Source organism: Burkholderia sp. MR1-5-21, from assembly GCF_053427715.1.
Genome location: NZ_JBSAXD010000009.1, coordinates 235,218 through 255,762 on the forward strand (window position 1 = coordinate 235,218; position 20,545 = coordinate 255,762).

General features: G+C 57.2%; 19 protein-coding genes and 2 pseudogenes. 16 read left to right on the forward strand and 5 right to left on the reverse strand.

The window, feature by feature from the left end; translation table 11 throughout:
* The first annotated feature begins 115 nt into the window (after positions 1 to 115).
* The 16 genes and pseudogenes from ACV229_RS15305 to ACV229_RS15380 all read left to right on the forward strand — a co-directional run.
* Positions 116 to 1,444 carry an ABC transporter substrate-binding protein gene (locus tag ACV229_RS15305; RefSeq protein WP_448083950.1) on the forward strand — a complete coding sequence of 443 codons (1,329 nt, stop codon included), beginning with the start codon at positions 116 to 118 and terminating at the stop codon, positions 1,442 to 1,444.
* A 22-nt stretch (positions 1,445 to 1,466) separates the two neighbouring features.
* Entirely contained in the window at positions 1,467 to 2,396 is a 930-nt protein-coding gene (locus ACV229_RS15310) for a carbohydrate ABC transporter permease (RefSeq protein ID WP_448083951.1), read from the forward strand.
* A gap of 1 nt (position 2,397) precedes the next feature.
* Positions 2,398 to 3,210, forward strand: coding sequence for a carbohydrate ABC transporter permease (locus ACV229_RS15315; protein ID WP_448083952.1), 813 nt, complete (start codon positions 2,398 to 2,400; stop codon positions 3,208 to 3,210).
* Complete coding sequence (locus tag ACV229_RS15320; protein ID WP_448083953.1) at positions 3,207 to 4,103, forward strand: PfkB family carbohydrate kinase; 897 nt, start codon at positions 3,207 to 3,209, stop codon at positions 4,101 to 4,103. The genes ACV229_RS15315 and ACV229_RS15320 overlap by 4 nt, the downstream gene beginning before the upstream one ends.
* Before the next feature lie 32 nt (positions 4,104 to 4,135).
* A complete protein-coding gene (locus ACV229_RS15325) occupies positions 4,136 to 4,873 on the forward strand; it encodes a cyclase family protein (RefSeq protein WP_448083954.1) in 738 nt (245 codons plus the stop codon).
* A gap of 24 nt (positions 4,874 to 4,897) precedes the next feature.
* Positions 4,898 to 6,031 (forward strand): ABC transporter ATP-binding protein, encoded by a 1,134-nt coding sequence (locus ACV229_RS15330; protein ID WP_448083955.1) that lies wholly within the window; start codon positions 4,898 to 4,900, stop codon positions 6,029 to 6,031.
* 42 nt (positions 6,032 to 6,073) lie between these two features.
* Entirely contained in the window at positions 6,074 to 6,802 is a 729-nt protein-coding gene (locus tag ACV229_RS15335; RefSeq protein WP_448083956.1) for an SDR family NAD(P)-dependent oxidoreductase, read from the forward strand.
* Between the two features lie 55 nt (positions 6,803 to 6,857).
* Positions 6,858 to 8,312: an NAD-dependent succinate-semialdehyde dehydrogenase gene (locus ACV229_RS15340; protein ID WP_448083957.1), complete on the forward strand. Its 1,455-nt coding sequence runs from the start codon at positions 6,858 to 6,860 to the stop codon at positions 8,310 to 8,312.
* A 20-nt stretch (positions 8,313 to 8,332) separates the two neighbouring features.
* The gene (locus tag ACV229_RS15345) at positions 8,333 to 9,385 is read left to right on the forward strand and encodes a tartrate dehydrogenase (protein WP_448083958.1); all 1,053 of its coding nucleotides are present in this window, start codon (positions 8,333 to 8,335) and stop codon (positions 9,383 to 9,385) included.
* 37 nt (positions 9,386 to 9,422) lie between these two features.
* Positions 9,423 to 10,769 carry an MFS transporter gene (locus ACV229_RS15350; protein WP_448083959.1) on the forward strand — a complete coding sequence of 449 codons (1,347 nt, stop codon included), beginning with the start codon at positions 9,423 to 9,425 and terminating at the stop codon, positions 10,767 to 10,769.
* A gap of 25 nt (positions 10,770 to 10,794) precedes the next feature.
* Positions 10,795 to 11,808 carry a LacI family DNA-binding transcriptional regulator gene (locus ACV229_RS15355; RefSeq protein WP_448083960.1) on the forward strand — a complete coding sequence of 338 codons (1,014 nt, stop codon included), beginning with the start codon at positions 10,795 to 10,797 and terminating at the stop codon, positions 11,806 to 11,808.
* A 237-nt stretch (positions 11,809 to 12,045) separates the two neighbouring features.
* A complete protein-coding gene (locus ACV229_RS15360; RefSeq protein WP_448083961.1) occupies positions 12,046 to 12,915 on the forward strand; it encodes a hypothetical protein in 870 nt (289 codons plus the stop codon).
* Positions 12,916 to 13,100: 185 nt separating this feature from the next.
* Positions 13,101 to 13,379 carry a hypothetical protein gene (locus tag ACV229_RS15365; protein ID WP_448083962.1) on the forward strand — a complete coding sequence of 93 codons (279 nt, stop codon included), beginning with the start codon at positions 13,101 to 13,103 and terminating at the stop codon, positions 13,377 to 13,379.
* A 34-nt stretch (positions 13,380 to 13,413) separates the two neighbouring features.
* The gene (locus ACV229_RS15370; RefSeq protein ID WP_448083963.1) at positions 13,414 to 14,631 is read left to right on the forward strand and encodes a porin; all 1,218 of its coding nucleotides are present in this window, start codon (positions 13,414 to 13,416) and stop codon (positions 14,629 to 14,631) included.
* A gap of 279 nt (positions 14,632 to 14,910) precedes the next feature.
* On the forward strand, positions 14,911 to 15,684 hold the full coding sequence (tpiA, locus tag ACV229_RS15375) for a triose-phosphate isomerase (protein WP_448083964.1): 774 nt from the start codon (positions 14,911 to 14,913) through the stop codon (positions 15,682 to 15,684).
* 348 nt (positions 15,685 to 16,032) lie between these two features.
* Positions 16,033 to 16,293: pseudogene (locus ACV229_RS15380) on the forward strand (IS66 family transposase zinc-finger binding domain-containing protein); the annotation flags it as partial.
* Positions 16,294 to 16,524: 231 nt separating this feature from the next.
* Here the strand turns inward: ACV229_RS15380 and ACV229_RS15385 are convergent.
* From ACV229_RS15385 to ACV229_RS15405, 5 genes and pseudogenes are all read right to left on the reverse strand, one after another.
* Positions 16,525 to 17,052, reverse strand: a pseudogene (locus ACV229_RS15385) (ATP-binding protein); the annotation flags it as partial.
* A 479-nt stretch (positions 17,053 to 17,531) separates the two neighbouring features.
* On the reverse strand, positions 17,532 to 18,020 hold the full coding sequence (locus tag ACV229_RS15390; RefSeq protein WP_448083965.1) for a DUF6527 family protein: 489 nt from the start codon (positions 18,018 to 18,020) through the stop codon (positions 17,532 to 17,534).
* The gene (locus tag ACV229_RS15395; RefSeq protein WP_448083966.1) at positions 18,007 to 19,188 is read right to left on the reverse strand and encodes a ThiF family adenylyltransferase; all 1,182 of its coding nucleotides are present in this window, start codon (positions 19,186 to 19,188) and stop codon (positions 18,007 to 18,009) included. The genes ACV229_RS15390 and ACV229_RS15395 overlap by 14 nt, the downstream gene beginning before the upstream one ends.
* On the reverse strand, positions 19,163 to 19,864 hold the full coding sequence (locus ACV229_RS15400; RefSeq protein WP_448083967.1) for a multiubiquitin domain-containing protein: 702 nt from the start codon (positions 19,862 to 19,864) through the stop codon (positions 19,163 to 19,165). Before ACV229_RS15400 ends, ACV229_RS15395 begins: the two co-directional genes overlap by 26 nt.
* A 106-nt stretch (positions 19,865 to 19,970) precedes the next feature.
* On the reverse strand, positions 19,971 to 20,540 hold the full coding sequence (locus ACV229_RS15405) for a DNA-binding protein (protein WP_448083968.1): 570 nt from the start codon (positions 20,538 to 20,540) through the stop codon (positions 19,971 to 19,973).
* Positions 20,541 to 20,545: the final 5 nt, after the last annotated feature.

Consider the following 20,545-nt stretch of genomic DNA (forward strand, 5'->3'; position numbering starts at 1 on the left):
ATGTGCCGTTGACCTGTAACGGGTAATCGATTAACCTTCACGCAATAGGTAATCGATTACCCTGAGTGGATCACGGATAAGAGGCCTGTCGGTCCACGTCCTATACGGAGGAGACGTGAAAAAGTTCATTGCTGGTGGGTTCAGTCTTGCGCTTGCGGCTGCGGCCCAGGCCGGGACTATCACGGTCGCGACGGTGAACAACCCTGATATGGCGCTGATGCAAAAATTGAGCGCCGAGTTCACGAAGCAGCACCCTGATATCAACGTCAAGTTCGTTGTTCTTCCAGACCAGGTGCTGCGACAGAACATCACGCAGGATGTTGCCGTCCATGGCGGACGCTATGACGTCGTCACGGTGGGCCCTTACGAAGTCCAGGCCGGTTGGGCTGCTAACAAATGGCTGGCTCCGCTCAATCCCATGTTTGCGGGGCTCACTGCGCAGGCACGCACCGCTTACGACCTGGACGACATCATTCCGACGATCCGGAAAGCGCTCACTGTTGACGGACAGTTGTATGCGCTGCCGTTCTACGGCGAGAGTTCATTCACTATGTATCGCAAGGATCTGTTCAAAGCCGCGGGCTTGACGATGCCGGAGCAGCCGACGTGGGGTGACATCAAAAAATTTGCCTGCACTCTTAACAAACCAGCGGACGGCATCTATGGCATCGCGATGAAGGGGGTACCCGACTACGGGCAGCTTGCGCCGTTTATCGCGTTCATGCACTCGTACGGCGCCAGATGGTTCGACCAAAGCTGGCGTCCACAGATCACAAGTCCGCAGTTCCGCAACGCGTTTGTTGCCTACACAGACCTCGTCAAGAAGTGTGGCGCGCCAGGTGCGACCAGTATTGGCTTCAACGAAGCACTCACGCTGATGTCGCAGGGACGCGCGGCAATTTGGGTCGACGCGACGGTTGGTGCGGGTTTCCTCGCGGATCCGAAGACTTCAAAGGTATCGGACAAGATCGGATACGCCTTTGCGCCGAACGAGGGCTCAAAGAACGGTTCAGCGTGGCTATACACATGGGCATTGGGCATCGTCAGCAGTTCAAAGCAGCAGAGCGAGGCATTCGAATTCATCCGCTGGGCGACGTCAAAAGACTATGTAGACCTGGTCGCCAAGACTGAAGGCGCGGTTCGTATCCCTCCGGGGACAAGGAAATCGACATACGCTCGTGAGGACTATCTGAAGGTAGCCCCGTTTGCGCCAATGGTGTTCAAGGCGATTTCGACAGCCGATATCACCAAGCCAGCCAAAGATCCTGTCCCGTACACAGGGCTCGCACAAGTCGACATTCCGGAATATGCGGAATGGGCGGCGGCATTTGGGCAGAACTTCTCGGCCGTCATCGCTGGCAGCGAATCGGTCGATGAGGCGCTCAAGCGTTCGCAGGATGTCGCCACCAGAGTAATGACAGACGCTGGCTACCTGAAGAACTGAGTCGGCAGAGAGACGAACCGCCATGACTACTGCAACTGTCACAACTAACCCGCCGGCCGAGGCATCCGGTCGGGCGGTCCGTCCCAGTCGGCTCGCGCCGACGCGATGGGCGACGATTCCGGCGATCAGTTATCTGATCATCGTGACTCAAGTGCCGCTCATCGCAACGCTTTACTTCAGCTTCCACTCCTGGAACTTGCTGTATCCGGCGCGGCCCGTACGTTTCGTAGGGCTGGCAAACTTCGCGTTCGTATTGTCAGATTCCGTCTTTCGTACCGCGATTGTTAATACGGTGCTTTTCTCGGTAGTGCCGGCAACTTTGACTACTGTTGTTGGGCTGGGACTTGCACTTCTGCTGAACCAGTTACGCTGGGGAAGGGGGGGCGCTTACTCCTTGATGTTCGCACCATTCCTGATCATGGAGACGGTAAATCCGATTATCTGGAAGACGATGATCCTTAACCCGATCTATGGTCTTTTGAACTGGGCTATTACCTCCATCGGTTTTCAGCCGGTCGATCTTATTACTGTTGTCCCGCGCACGGCAGTGATGCTGATGATTGTCTGGCAATGGTCACCGTTCATGATGCTGATCCTGCTGGCGGGCCTGCAGACCGTGTCACAGGAAACCTTGGAGGCGGCAAGGATCGATGGGGCTAATTCGCGTAACCAGTTTATGCACATCACCCTGCCGCATCTCGTTCCCTATCTGACGGTTGGTGTGCTGATCGAGGCCATTCTCCTGCTTCCAGTTTTTGGCCCGATCTATGTTGGCACGTACGGCGGACCAGGTAACCAGACGACGAACCTGATGTTCAGCGTGTACCGCGTACTGACAGAACAGTATGAAATTGGCCGTGCGGCGGCGGGCGGCCTGATAGCGGCGTTCATGACGACCATCGTTGCAATGGGCCTGCTCGCGTATGTTCGCCCACACATGGAGAGGAACTGAAATGCGAGCACCCAGACAGCTTCCTATCGTTATCGTGACGTTTGCGGTTGCGATCCTGATGTGTTTCCCGATCTTCTGGACGATATTTACCGGTTTTAAAAGTGAAACTGATGCAATTGCAGTTCCGCCATCGTTTTTCGTGCCACTCACGATTGAGCACTATGCGGAGGTCCTGCACGGTGACTACCTTCACTTTTTTCTCAATACCGTGATCGTGGTTGTTGCGTCGACCCTTGCTGCATTCGTGCTGGGTGTTCCGGCTGCTTACAAGCTGGCATTTTTCCCGGGAAAGAAAGCAAACGACATTCTGTCTTTTGCGATTTCGACCCGATTCATGCCCGCAGTTGCGGTGATTGTTCCTATCTTCCTGCTTTATACGCGCCTGGGAATGATCGACTCACTGGTCGGTCTGGTCATTATTTATACGGCATTCAACATCCCGCTTGTGCTCTGGCTGATGCGGTCATTCTTCCGGGATGTTCCTTATGAACTCATCGAGGCGGCATTGATGGAAAACACGCCGCACAGGGTCATTCTGACTGAACTGGTTTTGCCGCTTGCCCGAGGTGGCATTGCGACGACAGCATTTCTGCTCTTCATACTCACGTGGAACGAGTTCTTTTTTGCCGTCAACCTGACAGGTCGCAATGCGGCAACGCTGCCTGTCTTTATGGCCTCGTTCCTGTCGACCGAAGGGCAAAGCTGGGCGCGCATGTCTGCGGCAGCAATTCTCGCGGTACTTCCTGTACTTGCTGTGGGTTGGCTTGCGTCACGCTCGCTCGTCAAAGGTCTCGTTACTGGAGCGGTCAAGTGAGAGCAAAAGTTGCATGCGTGGGCGGTGCCGTCCTCGATCGGATTTATACGGTGGAAAGTTTGCCGTCGCGCGATATCAAGGTGGCAGCGCATTCATACGGGGAGAGCGGTGGGGGTATGGCGGCAAATGCTGCAGCCGCAGCCAGGCGGCTCGGTGGGGACGCGATGTGGTTCGGTCGCGTTGGCGACGACGAGATCGGGGAACACATCGTCAGTGGACTGAAGCGTGAGCAGATCGAGGTCTTTGCGGCCTGCATTGAAGGGGCAATTTCTTCACATTCGATTGTGCTGAGCGATGGCAACGGCGACCGCGCCATCATTCTGTATAGGTCTCCGCTTTTGGACGCGGACGCATCGTGGTTACCGATGGAAAGCATCCTGTCCGCTGATGCGGTGCTCGCGGACAACCGATGGATCGAAGGTGCAGTAGCTGCACTATCGGCGGCACGAACTCAAGGCGTGCCCGGGGTGCTCGATGCTGATATTTCGAACGACACGAACTTGATTAAGGCCGTCGAGGCAGCGTCGCACGCAGTGTTTTCGGAGCAAGGGTTGTCTGGCCTGTTCGGCACCGACAACGTCGAGCTGGGATTGCAACGGGCGGCGAGGCACGCCCCCTTCGTGGCAGTGACGCTCGGCGGTAAGGGTGTCGCGTGGATTGATGCATCCGGCGACGTTCGGCATATGGAAGCTTTTCCTGTGACGCCGAGAGAGACTCTTGGCGCCGGCGACGTCTTTCATGGCGCCTTCGCGCTTGCCCTCGCAGAGCGCCGGACCGCGGAGGAAGCGCTGCGGTTTGGGGCTGTCGCTGCCGCGCTGAAGTGTACCCGCGCAGGTGGACGCGACACGTTTCCGTCCCGTAGTGAGGTGGACAAATGCCTGAGGGATTGGTGACGGGCACTCCAATCGAGAGACAAGGAAAGGATATGGACGAGCACGACAAAGTTGAAGCGCTCCAACGCCTTATAACGCAGATGCGATCAGTGGATCTCGCGCCCAAACTGGAGCGGGGTATACCCAAGTTCCCAACCCACCCGCACCTGGTGATTGACCAGACGGTAACGCACGCGCGCAACGGTTATTACTGTCAGTCCCTCGCCTTGGCGGAGCACACGGGCTGCCACTGCGATGCTCCCGCGCATATTCACCCGGACAGGATGGACGAAACCATTGACACCTTCCCTGCCGACAGGCTGATTTCGGTTGCCCGCGTTTATGACTTCTCGGACAGGGACTGGCAACCGGGTCAGACGTTGGGCATGGCTGACATTCTGGCCTATGAGGAAATACACGGCGCCCCGGTTGGAAAGGATGAGATTGCGTTGGTGAACTTCGGTTGGCTACAGAGGCATTGGCGCACGGATGCAGCGGCCCAGTTCTATGAAACGAACCAGCCGGGTATGGACGAAGGGGTTGCTAGGCTCTTTTTCGAGCGAGGAGTACGGGCAGTGGGCGCCGATACCATCGCCTGCGAAATCCCAATTGTCGACGGGAAGCTCGGTGATGACCCGGGGCACGGCCGGTACTGGTTACCCAATGGAATACTGATTCTTGAGTGTGTTGCGCGTATGGAAAACCTGCCTCGCAGTTGTTTCCTGTTTGCCGCACCTCTCCCTATCCAGAATGGCTCGGGTTCGCCATTGCGCCCGATAGCCTTCTTCTAACGCATACAGATCAAGGTGCCGAAGGTGGCGAAAATCACCCTGTCTCAAGTTAAGAAGTCCTTTGCGTCAACCGACGTTATCAAGGGTATCGATCTCGAGATCACCGACCGCGAGTTCGTTGTCTTTGTTGGACCTTCCGGTTGTGGAAAGTCGACCCTGCTGCGGATGATCGCCGGTTTGGAGGATATCTCTGGCGGGACGGTCGCCATCGACGGAAAGGTTGTTAACGATCTTTCCCCTGCAGACCGTCAGATCGCAATGGTTTTTCAGTCTTACGCGCTTTACCCCCATAAGACCGTACGCGAAAACATGGGCTTCGGCCTGAAGATGGCGAAGGTCGACAACGCGACCATTCAAAGGAAAGTGCTGGATGCAGCCAAGGTGCTGCAGCTTGAGCATCTGCTTGACCGAAGACCTAAAGAACTCTCGGGAGGCCAGCGGCAACGTGTTGCCATCGGGCGGGCGATTGTTCGCAACCCGCGACTATTCCTGTTTGACGAGCCGCTGTCCAACTTGGACGCAGCGTTGCGCGGACAGATGCGTATCGAGATCGCACGGCTGCATCAGACGCTCGACGCCACCATGATTTACGTCACTCACGATCAGGTCGAGGCGATGACGCTCGCAGACAAGATCGTGGTGCTTAACGGCGGACGGATTGAACAGGTTGGGTCGCCCATGGAGCTTTACAACCACCCGAGAAATCTTTTTGTAGCGGGGTTTATCGGATCTCCGAAAATGAACTTCCTAAAGGCTCGCGTGCTAGCTCGCCTGGACGATCGAATCGAAGTTGCATTGGGAGACGGGGTCGTTTTCGGCTTCTCTGGCATCGCTGATCCGTCTATCAAAAAGGGGGGAACTGTGACGTTGGGGGTACGTCCAGACCGTCTGGTTTCTGAGCAGTACGCCATCACGTTGCCAGCAGAAGTTCTCGTCGTCGAGCGACTGGGTAGCGAAACGCAGGTCGTCACACGCTTGCAATCGGGCGAGAACGTGATCGCCGTTCTCGAAGGAACATCAAAGGTCAAGGTGGGTGACGTTCTGAAGCTCCGGATTTCTGCAGGGCATTGTCATCTTTTCAACGAGGAGGGGCTTGCCGTTACGCAGTCCAATGGGCTGGCCAACGTCAGCACACCGTGCATCGCCACTTTGCACTAGCTAACAATCTTTTTGCCGCTAAGCGGCGCTTCTGTAGAAGGTATGGATATGAACATAGCACCTGATTTTAGTGTGGCAGGAAAGACCGTTCTGATCACGGGCGGCACAGGAGGGATCGGTGGCGCCTTCGCCAAAGCCTTCCTGGATCATGGCGCGTCGGTGATCGTCGTCGATCTGGCTCCTCCGAAAGACGGACAGGACAGCCGTATTCGCTATGAGGCGCTTGACGTCAGAGATGACGAGGCGGTGCAGGCGCTTGCAGATCGTATTGAAAAACTCGACGCCGTGATTCACTGCGCGGGCCGTCTTGCACGCTGGGAGGAATACAAACCCGAAGTGTTCAAGGACATTCTCGACATTCATCTGGTGGGCAATCTTCGGCTCGCAAATGCGTTCCGTCCGCATCTGAAGGCGTCCAAGGGCTGCCTGATCAATATCGGATCCATGTACTCCTACTTCGGCGCGCCACAGGTGCCGGCGTATGCCGCCGCCAAGACGGCCGTGGTTTCGTTGACGAAGTCGCTCGCGATCTCATTCGCAGAAGACGGTATCCGTGTTAACGCAATCGCGCCGGGCTGGATCAAGACGGAGATCAGCCGGGGCGGACGAGAGAACCCGGAGTTCAACAATAAGGTCGTTGCACGCATCCCAGGTGGACAGTGGGCCAACCCGGAGGATCTGGCGGGCACCGCGATATTCCTCGCCTCGTCGGCATCGCAACTCATCAACGGCGTGACCATTCCCGTGGACGGTGGTTACACGGCGAGTTGAACGGTCCATCGGTGTGTTTGCACACCGATCAATGTTGAAATGATGGAGAGCAGCAATGCTTGACTGGAAAGATTTCAGACGAGAGAAGAACTATATCAACGGCTCCTGGGTTGACGCGCACGACAAGTCGGCCGCGACAGTAACCGATCCCGCCACCGGCGAGACGATCGGTACCGTACCCGACTCGGGCTCTGTCGAAACAAGGCAGGCTATTGATGCCGCTCAGGCGGCGTATCTTTCGTTTCGCTCTCTGACGGCCGCTGAGCGCGCGAAGATGTTGCGCGATCTTTCGGTTGCGATTATGGACAATCAGAACGCCCTGGGAGAACTTCTCACACGTGAGCAGGGCAAACCGCTCGCTGAAGCAAAGGGCGAGGTTGGCATGAGCGCCGCGTACATTCAGTGGTTTGCGGAAGAAGCCAGACGCGTCTATGGCGACGTGATCCCGTCTCCCTGGAAAGGGAGGACTCTGCTTGCGACTCGGGAACCCGTCGGCGTTGTCGGGGCGATTACGCCCTGGAATTTTCCGTCCTCCATGCTCGCGCGCAAGATTGGACCGGCATTGGCGGCTGGGTGCACCATCGTTGCGAAGCCCGCCACGCAGACACCTTATTCAGGACTTGCGTGGGGTGTCCTGGCCGAGCAGGTTGGCATTCCCCGCGGCGTCTTGAACATCATCACGGGTTCAGCGCGAGAGATCGGCGCTGAACTGACTTCGAACCCGGTGGTGAAGAAGATCACGTTCACTGGTTCGACGGAAGTCGGAAAGATCCTGATGCGGCAAAGCGCGGATACGGTGAAGAAAGTATCGATGGAACTGGGCGGCAACGCGCCGTTCATTGTATTCGATGACGCTGATCTTCCTTCTGCCGTGGCGGGTGCGATAGCTGCAAAGTTCCGCAATGCCGGGCAGACATGTGTATGCACGAACAGGCTCTATGTGCAGTCGGGAATCTACGACGATTTTGTGAAGGCCTTTGTAGCGGCCACAAACGATCTGAAAGTCGGAAGTGGACTACGCGATGGCACGACGCAGGGACCGCTCATCGATGAAGCTGCTGTCGCAAAGATCAGGGAGTTCGTCGAGGATGCACGCGCGAAGGGCGGGAAGGTTGTAGCCGGTGGGGACTCGCACCAACTTGGTGGACTCTTCTTTCAACCCACAGTGATCTCCGAAGCGAACGCATCCATGCGATTCGCCAGAGAGGAGATATTTGGTCCGATTGCTCCCATCTTCCGGTTCGATTCCGAGGAAGAGGCAATCAGGCTGGCCAACGACACAGAATACGGCCTTGCATGCTACTTCTATACCCGAGATCTTGGCCGTGCATTCCGAGTTTCACGAGAGCTTGAATACGGAATCGTCGGGGTGAACGAGGGACTTGTTACAACCGAAGTTGCTCCGTTCGGTGGCTACAAGGAGTCAGGTATGGGGCGTGAAGGCTCGAAGTACGGAATCGAAGACTTCATGCACATCAAATATACCTGTCTGGGTGGATTGGGCACCTGAGATATCAACGGGAGTGGAATATGAAAAAGTACAGAATCGCTCTGATTCCCGGTGATGGAATTGGTGTAGACGTTGTACAGGCCGCGTGGTCTGTACTGCTCGAGGCTGCCGGACAGCACGGGTTCAGTTTGGATGGAGAGACGTTCCCGTGGTCGTGCGAGCATTACCTCGAACATGGAGCGATGATGCCCGCGGACGGCATCGAAACACTTCGGCCGTTCGACGCAATCCTGCTGGGTGCTGTCGGTTGGCCCAGTCGGGTCGCGGACTCGGTGTCACTTCACGGGTTGCTGCTACCGATCCGAAAGGCATTCGATTTGTATGTCAACGCGCGACCGCATCGACTCCTTGCAGGCGTCCAGGGACCACTGCGTAAGGATCATTTCGACATACTGTGTGTTCGCGAAAATACTGAGGGCGAATACAGCGGGGCAGGTGGCCGGGTGCACAAGGGCACGGGCCACGAGGTCGCGGTGGAGACTTCTATCTTTACGCGCCGTGGCGTCGAAAGGATTCTTCGCTATGGGTTCGAGGCTGCGCAACGTCGCTCGAAGAAGCTCGCGTCGGTGACAAAGTCGAACGCACAACAGCATTCAATGGTGTTCTGGGACGAGGTCACAGACGAACTTGCGGCCGAGTATCCGGATGTCAGTGTCACGAGGTATCACATCGACGCGATGGCTGCGCGCTTTGTCATGCAGCCCGAATCTCTCGACGTCGTGGTTGCTTCCAACCTGTTTGGAGACATCCTGACCGACCTCGGAGCTGCGATTCAGGGCGGACTCGGCTACGCCGCCTCTGCAAATATCAACCCCACCGGGGATGTACCGTCGATGTTCGAACCTGTCCACGGTTCTGCGCCTGACATCGCAGGCAAGGGAATCGCAAACCCTATTGCGACTGTCTGGTCAGGCGCAATGATGCTGGATCACCTTGGGCAGCGTGAAGCAGCCACATCAATACTGAATGCAATCGAGAGGGTGACCGCAAGTCGCTTAGCTCTCACCGCAGATCAGGGTGGTTCGGCGAAAACGCAAGATGTCACGAAAGCAATCATTCAGGCAATGCGCTGATTCGTCATTGGGACGAATTGCATAGAGGAGACAGATCATGAGAAATCAGATGGATTCAACGGCCCTAGAGGCAAGTGTTGCTGCGAAATTCATGCGGCATGTCATGCCGTGGCTCGCCGTCATGTATCTTGTGGCATATATCGACCGGCAGAACGTCAGTTTCGCCAAACTTCAGATGGCCGCGGATATAGGTCTGTCCGAGTATGCCTATGGTCTGGGCGCGTCACTGTTCTTTATCGGCTACTTCCTGTGCGAAGTTCCCAGCAACATCATGCTTGGCCGGTTCGGACCGCGCCGCTGGTTCGCCCGGATCCTGCTCACCTGGGGTATGGTGACAATTGCCTTGGGTTTCAGTGAGGGGCGCACATCGTTCTATGTGCTGCGCTTCTTGCTGGGCGTTTGCGAGGCGGGCTTCTTCCCAGGTGTCCTGTACCTGCTGACGGTCTGGCTTCCCCGTTCGCGGCGGGCCCGGATGATTGGTCTCTTTCTGATGGCCAGCGTGGTGGCGAACATGATTGGCGCGCCGTTGTGTGGCGCGCTGCTCGATATGCTGAATGGAACACTCGGCCTCAAGGGCTGGCAGTGGGTCTTCATCTGCACGGGCGCGCCAGCCGTTCTGCTCTCGGTCGCCGCATTCACGAAGCTGCCGGACAATCCGATGTCCAGCCACTTCATGAACCAGGACGAAAAGCAGTGGCTCCAGGCGGAACTGTCGTCGGAGGATCGGGGGCTGCACAAGGTCGAGCACGCCTCGGTGCTGGCCGCGCTGCTGGACGGTCGCGTCCTGCTGATCGCGCTCGCCTTCATTGGCTTTCCGCTGGCGGGCTATGGTCTTGCATACTGGCTGCCCACGGTGGTTAAGAATTTCGGCGTGTCGAATACGGTCAACGGCGTGGTGAATATTCTCCCGTGGGTATGCAGTATCCTGGCATTGTGGTTCGTGCCGCGCAGCTCGGCCAGGACCGGAGAGAAGACGCTCCATATCGTGGTACCTGTGCTAATCGCGGCGGGCAGTCTTGCGGGCAGTGTTGTGATTCCGGGCAACGTCATGAAATTCGTCCTGCTGTGTGTAGCGGCCGGTGCGATCTTTTCGGCGCAACCGATCTTCTGGACTTTACCGTCGATTTTTCTGAAGGGCCGCTCGGCTGCCGTCGGGCTGGCCGCAATCAACTCGATCGGAAGTCTCGGTGGCTTCGTCGCCCAGACCGCCGTGCCTGCAATCCGCGATGCAACCGGTAGTACCCTTGCGCCCATGTTCTTCCTCGCAGGCTGTCTGACGGTCACGGCAATTCTCACGGTGGTGATCCAGCTGACAATCGGACATGCGGATCGCGAGCAGGCCGTGTCTTCATTTGACGTTGGGGGAGGGAATCGATTACCCTAGGTCCACAGGGGGTATGTGCGTACTTATGGACACTGTGCAAAAGCGGGCCAAGGTGGTCGATGTCGCGCGACTTGCGAACGTTTCGGTCGCAACTGTTTCGCGGGTCTTTGCAGGCAAGGAACCGACGAAGTTCACCGCTGATACGGCAAAGCGGGTGCTGGACGCCGCGCGGGAGTTGAACTACACACCATCGGAACTTGGCCGGTCGCTGCGCACGTCGTCGGCGCGCGCGGTCGCGTTGCTTATCCCGGACGCTACCAATGAGTTCTGTGCAGACGTCACATCGTCGCTTGAGCCGGCGCTGCGAAGCGCCGGCTTATCGATGCTTCTGTGCAATACGCATGAGAACCCCGAAATTCAGGACGAGTACCTTGTCCAGTTGACCAGCCGGGGAATCTCCGCTGTCGTCCTGCTCGGCGCAGTTGACAGCCCTGGACTTCGGAAAATGTCTGAAGCCGGCATGCCGCTGGTGTTTGTCAGTCGTCGTCCGCCAGCGAACATCATTGGTGATTTCGTTGGCATCGATAATCACGCGGCGGGTCGGGACATGGCTTCGCATTTTCTGGCGCGCGGTTATCAGGACTGCGCCGTGATTCACGGACCTCAGGAGTACGCGGCAAGTCGGGAACGCCTTCAAGGCTTTAGGGAACGGATGGCCGAAGAGGGAATCAGGCTTCCTGCGTCTCGGTGCGTGGAGAGTCGTTTGACGTCGGAAGAAGGCTATAAATGTGCGCTCAAACTGCTCGGCGCGAAACGACGTCCCCGCGCGATCTTCTGCGGGAATGACGCGATCGCATATGGCGTTCATCGGGCGGCAGAGGAGTTGCAACTCCGGGTTCCTGACGATCTCGCTCTTGCGGGGTTCGACGATAACAGGCTCAATCACTGGCTCGCTCCTTGGCTGACCACGGTCAGTGTTCCAGTACAGGAGTTTGGGCCCGCGATTGCCGAGCTTCTCCGGGAACATGACACGCTCCGCTCCCGACAACGCACAACCACGCTGTTTGCGCACAGGCTAGTCATTCGCGACTCTGCTTGAGTTCGACTCCATTTTTTGATTACAACGACAAATTTCCGGACGTAAACCCTATGGTGTGTTTTCTTGACCGATCTTGGGTAATCGATTACCTTATTGGGTAATCGATTACCTCAGTGAATCAGCACTCACGAAGGTACTGATCGTGCGCCGTCACTGAATGTTTCTGTGTGGCGCATGTGCGCCACCTAACCCCAGCAAGTCCATCGGTCACAGTTGACCGTAATCCCGGAGACAACGATGTCTGGCATTCCCTCTCTCAATTCCTTGCAGCTCCCCTCGGGTGCATTTGCGATGCTTGCTATTGATCAGCGTGAATCGATGCGCGCAATGTTCGCGGAAAATCAGTCTGAACCCGTGTCCGACAAAACTCTCATCGACTTCAAGCTGGCCGCGCTGAAGGCTCTTACGCCGTACGCGTCGGGTGTGCTGATTGACCGTCAGTTCGCATGGAGACGTGCGATTGACGACAAGGTAGTCGCCCCGAACTGTGGCCTCATTGCAGCAGCGGACCGTTTTATCGCAAGCGAGGACGAGATCGTCGCCGACGTGGAGATCGATGAGGAGGTCCGGCCTGATGAAGTGAAGAAAGACGGGGCCGTCGCGCTGAAGCTCCTCGTGCCGTGGCGTCCGGACGAATCTGCGGAGCGCCGGCAGGCGATGGTTAGTGATTTCGTGTCACGTTGCAAGGCAGCGGGCCTGATCAGCATCATCGAACCGGTATCGAAGAAGGCGCGTGATGGGCGTGACTGGGACATGAATCTCGGCGTCCTTGCTGCAGCCCGTGAACTCGGTTCCTTGGGTGCCGATCTGTACAAGGCGGAGGTTCCCCGACACGGCAAAGGCGGTGAGCGGGTTGTCCGAGAAGAGTGCGCGGAAATCACGAAAGTAGTGAAGGGGCCGTGGGTCGTATTGTCCTCCGGTGTTTCGCCCGACGAGTTTCCGGTCGCGGTTGAATGGGCATGCAAGGAGGGGGCATCCGGCTTTCTCGCCGGACGTGCGGTCTGGCGCAATGTCATTGGCAGCGTCGACATCAATCGTGAACTCGCAGGCAATGCAACGGACCGGCTCAAACGTCTGTGCGAAGTAGTGGACAAGGTGATTGGCTAATGTACGTCCGTGGGGCGCCGCATTCGGCGCCAGGGCGTTCTCGATGAAGTTGGTTTGGCTGCCAGGATGCCGGTCACGACGCTTCGAACCTTGTAACCAGTGACTGCCTTCATACGCTCGCATCTTTTTCGTAGTAAGGCGCGAAGGCCCTAGCAATGCTGTGTCTCAAATTTTTGGAGCCGCACATGTCGATCGAACAGGTCGGGTCATTCTCGCTTTGCATCTCGCCAGAAGAAGCAGTGCTGCTGCTCGACGGGATGGCAGCCCTTTTACGTGAACGTTCTGTCGCGCTAAAGATCGCACAGACCGCAGCGCGAGGTAGGGGCCGACTCCCGCCTGACGTAATTGAATTCGGCTTGCCCACCATCCTTCATCTCGCTCGCCGAATCGAGGAACGCTGCACTGGCAATAGCACTTTTCGGGCGCAGTCGCTGCACGGATTGCGCCCGAATTCTTCGCAGTAACCGACAACGACATAAACGATAAGAGGATTTGGAGATGAAAAGAGTTCACTCAAAAACCACGCTGGCACTCGTAAGCGCTGCGCTGCTGTCCACGCCCCCCGTCTTTGCACAGAGCAGCGTGACGCTGTATGGCATTGTCGATGCGGGTTTCGGATATCAGTCAAGTTCTACATCGCTAGGCTCGACCTCGGGTGGTCATTCGGCCGTCAAGATGATCAATGGCGTCTGGGCGGGCAGCCGCTTCGGTTTGAAGGGTGCTGAAGATCTGGGGGGCGGCACGAAGGCAATCTTCACACTGGAAGAGGGATTTAACAGTACGACAGGTGCGCAGGCGGTCAGCGGCTTGATGTTTAATCGACAGTCCTTTGTCGGCGTGACGAACAACACTTTTGGTTCGCTCACGGCGGGCCGACAGTATGCGTCGTATTACCAGTTGCTGTCGCCGTACAGCCCGACTACGTGGTTAACCGGTTTTTCCGGCGCTCACCCGGGCGACCTCGACGGACTCGACACGGTCTACCGAGCGAACAACACCCTCCTGTACATGTCGCCGTCATTGTATGGCTTTAAATTCAGCGGCTCGTATTCATTCGCGGGTGTGCCCGGCAGCGTGAACCAGGGTTCGACATGGGCAGCAGCCGTTCAGTACGTTCAAGGTCCTGTCGGCGTCGCTGTCGGCTTCTCTCGGATCAACAATTCGACGGCCAACGGTGGCGCATTCGGTACTGATTCGACGACGTCGAACGCGGGTGCCCAGGCAGGCGTATCAGCTGTGACCAACGGGTACCAAACCGCTCAGGCACAACAGCGCTTCGCAGTTGGCGCGGGCTACACAATCAACAGCCAGTTTGACATTTCAGCTACCTATTCGAACGTGCAGTTCATTCCGGGTATTGGATCGTCGTTCCGCAATCAGGCGACTTTCAACACGGGTGGCCTTGTTCTGCACTGGAAACCGACCGCAGCGTGGGACCTTGCTACGGGCTACAGTTACACCCGTGCCACCAAATCAAACGGGATCGCGAACAGCGCGCAATATCAGCAGGTCAACTTGTCCGAATACTACGCGCTCTCGAAGCGCACGGGTCTCTACGCACTGCAGGCGTATCAGCGAGCAAACGGGCAGACCCTTGGAACGAACGGCAAGTCGATCATCAACGCGACTGCGACCATTGGTGATGGCTTCCAGACATCACCGTCGTCCTCGCGAAGCATGTTTGCAGCCGGAGTAGGTATCGTGCATCGATTCTGACAACTCGGACGGGGTTTGCTGACGTGTGACGATCCGCAGATATTGCTGTGTGGTCTAAACCCGTCGGAGCTAGACGGCTTGGCTGTCGGCGGCAAGCCGAGTTTTCAATGCCAATTAGCTGTTGCGGATCGAAGGAAATCTGAACAACATCGCCAGCATCCCCGGGGCGAGTCGGCGTTCTACAACCTAGGAAAATGACAGCGCGGCGATTTTTCGCCGCCTGCATTTCGGCGTCCGGTCAGCCTTAATATCTCCGGCGCTCGACGATGAGGTAACGCGATGCGTAAGCAACTCGTATTAGGCAACTGGAAGATGAATGGGGCGACAGCATTCAACTCACGTCTGCTCGGAACCATCACCGAAGCGATGGGCGCCGGTCCCGAACACTGCGAGGTCGGGGTATGCGTCCCGTTTATTTACATCCCGCAGGTTCGTAGTGCTTTGACGGGGTCTCGTGTACGGTGGGGCGTGCAGGATATTTCCGCGCATGCGGAGGGCGCATACTCCGGCGAAATCTCGTCAAGGATGGCGTCCGAATTCGATGTTTCCTACGCACTTGTCGGACATTCTGAGCGACGTACCTATCATCGGGAATCGTCGGAAGTCGTTGGCATGAAAGCGCTCCGATGTCTCGAGGCTGGAATCGTCCCGGTGGTGTGCATTGGAGAGACGCTGAGTGAGCGGGAGCTCGGGGAGACAAATAGTATCGTCGAGCGTCAGTTGACGGCTGTCCTGAACAAGCTGACTGTCGAACAAGCTGTTCGAATTGTCGTGGCTTACGAACCGGTATGGGCAATCGGGACCGGGCGCAGTGCAAGCTCGGCTCAAGCTCAGCAAGTTCATTCACTCCTGAGGCAGATCCTCGCCGCGAGGTCTTCCGAACTATTGGAGATATCGATCCTTTACGGCGGCAGCGTGAAAGCGACAACCGCGGGCGATCTCTTCGACCAGCCGGATGTCGACGGCGGACTGATCGGGGGCGCTTCGCTGGATTCCGACGAATTTTTGAGCATCGTCGCCTCGGTGCCAAGGCGTCCCGTACGGACGCACTAATTTCGACGACACGCTCAAGTGTTTGGGATGGCGATTGGCCCGGGTGCGCCAGAGCATCCTTCTTGGTTACGACTACAAGCTGGTGCGCGAGGTCCTCGCACAGGAGCCAGCGCTCGAGCCGCTCATCATCTGACTAGGCAACGACGTAGACGTCATTCGACAATCGCGCGCAAACCTTCGGCTGAGCGCCAGAGTCGACGGGCGGCGCGGTGTCGCGGGGGAAACCCCTCCGGTACGTCTAGGTGTCTCATCGCAGTTCCCTTTTTCGAGCGGAAAAGGATTTGGGCGACATATTGCCATGGTGGATGCGTGAGTGTGTTCCAAGGTGGCTGGTGGCGTCGGCCGTTGCCGCGCACTGACATCGCTCACGAACCCGACGACATCACGTGCGCCAGCGGTTGCGAGCGCGTGCGTATCGGAGAGGACATCAGCGAGAAGCTGGACTACACGCCGGGGGTGTTCACGGTCGAGCGCCACATCCGTGGCAAGTGGGTCTGCAAGGCTTGCGAGACGCTGATTCAGGAGCCCGTTGCGCCCCATGTGATCGACAAGGGCACCCCCACTGCCGGCTTGCTCGCACAAGTGCTCGTTGCCAAGTACGGCGATCACTTTGTGGCGCGACAATCTGGATGATAGGCGCGCGACAAACAAGATGAGAATGTCGCGGCGAGGTTGATGATGCCGATGTTGATTGACGCTGGCAAGCGATTATTGATTGACGCGCAGTTGTTGATTGACGCTGGCGAGCATCGGGTGCGCCGCGCGTCAATCAGGATGAGAACAGCGCGTCAGTCGGTGAGATCGATTGCGTAACGACGACATTCGGTTGTGAGTTGCTCGTCATTGCTGTTCCTCCGGGCGCGGCGGCACGCCGACGTTGTTTGGCGTCGCGAAGCTGGCCGGACGTCCCGGTCCCTGCTGCTTGCGCTGCAGGGCGGTGCGCCGTCGGTAGCTTTCGACGTTGAGCTCGAAGATGGTCGAGTGATGGACCAGCCGGTCGACCGCGGCCACCGTCATGGCCGGGTCGGGGAAGACCTTAGTCCATTCGCCGAACGGCTGATTTGCGGTCAAGAGAACCGAACGCCGCTCATACCGTGCGCTGATCAACTCGAACAGTACCGACGTCTCCGCCTGGTCCTTGCTGACGTACGCAAAATCGTCAAGGATAAGGAGATCGAAGCGATCCAGCCGGTTGATGGCAGATTCGAGAGCCAGCTCGCGCCGCGCAACCTGCAAGCGCTGCACAAGATCGGTGGTGCGGGCGAACAGAACCTTCCAGCCATTCTCCAGCAGGCTCAGTCCGATGGCCGACGATAAATGCGACTTGCCCCCGCCGGGCGGCCCCATGAGAATCAGATTGGCGCCGTTGCTGTACGTGAAAACGAGGCAGGGTCATTGCCGAGTTGGCGGGCCAGCTCGAGCATGCCGACCTTCGCGTGAATGACTTTCTGCTCCTGAGTCATGGCGGACTCCTTGCGGTTTGCGGCGCGCACTGCCGCTTCGGGCTACGCCCTCCGCGGCAGTGCGCGCCAGCACGAGAAACCAACCACTGTCAGATTTAGTCTAGTCCACTGCAGATCAACCGTTATTTGGTTGACACAGAACTTACCGACTTCCGTCAGTGTCAGCTCATCCGTCTCGCCATCGTTGGCGAGAACGGCCGTGAGCTCTATGGCGAACGGACCGATTTCGATCAGATGCAGTGCAGTGAATTCTGTCAGCGCGGTGATGCTACCGCAGCTCGACCGGTTCGACGGGCGTGCAATCCCTAGAGCATCGCTCGTAGCGCCCGTTTCCCCGTTCCGCATTTCAACAACCGTCTAGACGCTGCCGTGCTCGACGCGCTTCTAGTTCAAGATCCATCGAACGATTCTGGCGACAAGACTTCGAATGCCTGCTCTTTCAGAGAGTCTTGTCGGGGGAGCGGCGTCGTTGGCGTCCGGTGCTGTATCCACGTTGGTAGGTGCAGCATCGATAGACGGAATAGCGCCATGTCCGTAGTGCAGAGCTTTGGCTGCTTTATCACGCCGCACCTCTGCGTCCACCATCTGACGTGTCCACGGGCCTGCCTCTCGGACGACATTTCGACTAATCACGTAATGTGATTGGCACGGCAAGTTCCAGTTGCCAACCGATGGTGAAAGTGAAATGCCCACGCCATCGAAAGTGAGTTTCCAATCAGTCGGCGTCAACGGAGTAACGACCTCTTCCCCACAACCGCAGCAGCACCGGTGCAGTACAGTTCCATACTCCATCGAGACGTATAGGATGCCGTCATCGAGCTCCGGCGGGACTTCAGTCACAAACTTGGGTTCAAGTCGCTTATGACGCAGCATCGGCCTCTCCGTTTGCCAGACAGTTCCCGTCGACGGTGTACAGACTGTTGAACTCGCCCTCGAGATCACGGTAGAACGCCAGATACCGCTTCCACCGAATCACCGCTAACGCTGCGTTCAAAGCGTTGAGGTCGGCAACCTGGATGTTGGACCCGTAGAGATTCTCGCCGCTGCGTTCTTCAAATGAAATTTTCGAGCGCGCATGTTGCCGTTCTTTTGGCGTACTTAGTGTGACGCGCAAGATCCCCCCGAGGGTGCCATCGGTGAGGTCCAAGCCCATGCCGACGTCGATGAACGGCACGCCCATGTGCTCCAGTCGCTCAACGATGGTTCGCTTAGATTGGCCTGCATCCATGCAAAGAAATGCGAACGTGATCCCGTCGAGCAGCTGAACCGAAGTTGCATCGATGGCAACCGCATGCGCGGTTATGCCACGATGCATGTTGCTATAGATGCTCCGAAAATAATCAACCTTTTTCGGCACTTCGCGCAACTGGTCGATGGTCGGCGCCCCGGGTGCCCGGAAGGCGTTGTGTTGCAAAAACTCATCGCCATCGATCAGTCGAATTTCTTGGACGGGCGTCTTCGCGATCTGATCGAGGATGTATGACCCTGTTCCGCCGACGCCAACGATCGCGATTTTCTCTTTCGACAGGCGTTCGGTAAGCTTCTCGATACCGGCCCGGCCTGAGGCGTTTTCGAGATAGTTGAAGATGATCTCTTCGTCCGGCAACGCTTGCCAGACTTTTCGGGCACTCACCGTATTGTCTACTGCCGAGGCATAGCTCGAGATGATGTTCGCGTACGTCGTCATCTTTTGGTAGTAGTCCGTATATCCTCTCTCGTCAGGCTTGGTCGAGAGATAGTGCGCCATTACTGCATGCAGATCGGCAGGGACTTGATTCCCGGCTGCAATGCTACTCAAGGACCTGCCACTTGTGTCGCAAGGGAACTCCCCCTCGAAGTGCACCGTGTGCGGTTCGGGTTTCTGAGTTATATCCCCAGACAACAATAACGTCGAGGTGATCTTTCCCGTCTTGATCTCGCCCCTGGCGTTGAGATAAGGCACGTCGTACATCACGAGGTTGCCGTTCTCAACGCGGATCTGATACCCCTCGTGCCACAGGCGCTTGAGGTCCGGATTACGATTGAATAGTGCGGCTGACATTGATGACGCTCCCGTTCTTAACTTCGATAAATGCACCCGGTGCCAACTCGCCTTCATGCGGGAAGGACGCAACCTTCCGATACGTAATCGAGTACGTGACGTTCGGTTGAGGCGGTACGCCAGGAAATGCGAGTTCCACGAGTTGCTCGAAAGTCACGCGCGCGTCGTGCAAGATTGTCTTGCGGCCGTTGATATAGATCTCAAACACGCGAGGACGCTTCGCCGTGATGAAGTGCTCGACGCCAGGCGCAGTCAGATCGACGCTATCGCCACGCTCGATCAGGCGATCTTCTGCGCCTGGACAAACGAGATAGACCGCCACGTCTTCCCCGGCATCGGAAAGCGCATAAAGGTCAGCACCCGAAATGGCTGGGAGCCCCCAGAACAGCTGACGCTGATTCAGCGTCAGCTTGAAATCCCGATCGGACTCGAAAATGATGAACCGCTCGGCGCCGGGACGGCGCAGGTCGATCTCTTCGTCGAGGCGCACGTCTTCGAAGTCGCCGCTGCTGAGGATTTTGTACACGCTGAAGTCCGAGTCGGCCGGGTGGCCCGAGGCCGTCAGAATGTGCCGGCCGAGCGGGACGGGATCGTCCATCTCGATTTTGCGGAACGACGTGTTAGCGAACGCGACGAGGATGGAGTGGCTGTGCCGCTGATCTTCTTGGTTGCCCATGTGAAGCTCCTGAAACTGGTTAAATGATGCTGTTTAAGGCCGCACCCAAGGTGACCTCGAACAGTTGGTGCAAGTCTAGCGGCTTCTTCTGGTTAAATCAAGCGGTTTATGCAGATTTCCCGATCGGCATGTATATGTATTCGACCCCACCGGTGTCGGCGGCATCTTCACGCCGAAGGAGGTAGCCTTCTGTTACCAGCTTTTTGAGACGGGTGCTGGCGTTCGGCACGGAAATGTTTAGGTCCGCGGCGACTTGGCTTGTGCCGACTTTGCCATGCTCTAGGACGTACGTCAGGAGTTCGTTGGCCGCCGGGGTCATCTCCGGACCGATTACCTCGAACTTGGCATATGAGTGCCAGATGATCAGGGGTTGCTTTTTGGCTTGCGCGGCATACTTCCAGTTGTCTATTAGATCCCTGTCTTCAAGCTGTGTAAGGAAAAAGTAATACTGGTCCTGGTAGAACTTTGCCGCGTTCACAACGCTTTCCCGTGCAAACGACGCGTCCGTTGCTTCGATGCCGTCGAACGAAATCTCGAAGGTCGTTGGGCTCGGATGCTTCTCGACAATGGCGCTCAAGCTACGGAACACGTCCTTCCCTTGGGCATTGCCAAAGGGTAGCGAACTGCCCGTGAGGTCACGCAGTCGGATCGTCACACAATTTGAGTTCTGGTTCATCGGCG

Excerpts from the sequence above, each read along its gene's own strand:
- ACV229_RS15310 (WP_448083951.1), top strand. The coding sequence starts at position 1,467 with ATGACTACTGCAACTGTCACAACTAACCCGCCGGCCGAGGCATCCGGT.
- ACV229_RS15315 (WP_448083952.1), top strand. The coding sequence starts at position 2,398 with ATGCGAGCACCCAGACAGCTTCCTATCGTTATCGTGACGTTTGCGGTT.
- ACV229_RS15325 (WP_448083954.1), top strand. The coding sequence starts at position 4,136 with ATGGACGAGCACGACAAAGTTGAAGCGCTCCAACGCCTTATAACGCAG.
- ACV229_RS15335 (WP_448083956.1), top strand. The coding sequence starts at position 6,074 with ATGGATATGAACATAGCACCTGATTTTAGTGTGGCAGGAAAGACCGTT.
- ACV229_RS15340 (WP_448083957.1), top strand. The coding sequence starts at position 6,858 with ATGCTTGACTGGAAAGATTTCAGACGAGAGAAGAACTATATCAACGGC.
- ACV229_RS15345 (WP_448083958.1), top strand. The coding sequence starts at position 8,333 with ATGAAAAAGTACAGAATCGCTCTGATTCCCGGTGATGGAATTGGTGTA.
- ACV229_RS15350 (WP_448083959.1), top strand. The coding sequence starts at position 9,423 with ATGAGAAATCAGATGGATTCAACGGCCCTAGAGGCAAGTGTTGCTGCG.
- ACV229_RS15355 (WP_448083960.1), top strand. The coding sequence starts at position 10,795 with ATGGACACTGTGCAAAAGCGGGCCAAGGTGGTCGATGTCGCGCGACTT.
- ACV229_RS15360 (WP_448083961.1), top strand. The coding sequence starts at position 12,046 with ATGTCTGGCATTCCCTCTCTCAATTCCTTGCAGCTCCCCTCGGGTGCA.
- ACV229_RS15365 (WP_448083962.1), top strand. The coding sequence starts at position 13,101 with ATGTCGATCGAACAGGTCGGGTCATTCTCGCTTTGCATCTCGCCAGAA.
- ACV229_RS15370 (WP_448083963.1), top strand. The coding sequence starts at position 13,414 with ATGAAAAGAGTTCACTCAAAAACCACGCTGGCACTCGTAAGCGCTGCG.
- tpiA (WP_448083964.1), top strand. The coding sequence starts at position 14,911 with ATGCGTAAGCAACTCGTATTAGGCAACTGGAAGATGAATGGGGCGACA.
- ACV229_RS15390 (WP_448083965.1), bottom strand. The coding sequence starts at position 18,020 with ATGCTGCGTCATAAGCGACTTGAACCCAAGTTTGTGACTGAAGTCCCG.
- ACV229_RS15395 (WP_448083966.1), bottom strand. The coding sequence starts at position 19,188 with ATGTCAGCCGCACTATTCAATCGTAATCCGGACCTCAAGCGCCTGTGG.
- ACV229_RS15400 (WP_448083967.1), bottom strand. The coding sequence starts at position 19,864 with ATGGGCAACCAAGAAGATCAGCGGCACAGCCACTCCATCCTCGTCGCG.
- ACV229_RS15405 (WP_448083968.1), bottom strand. The coding sequence starts at position 20,540 with ATGAACCAGAACTCAAATTGTGTGACGATCCGACTGCGTGACCTCACG.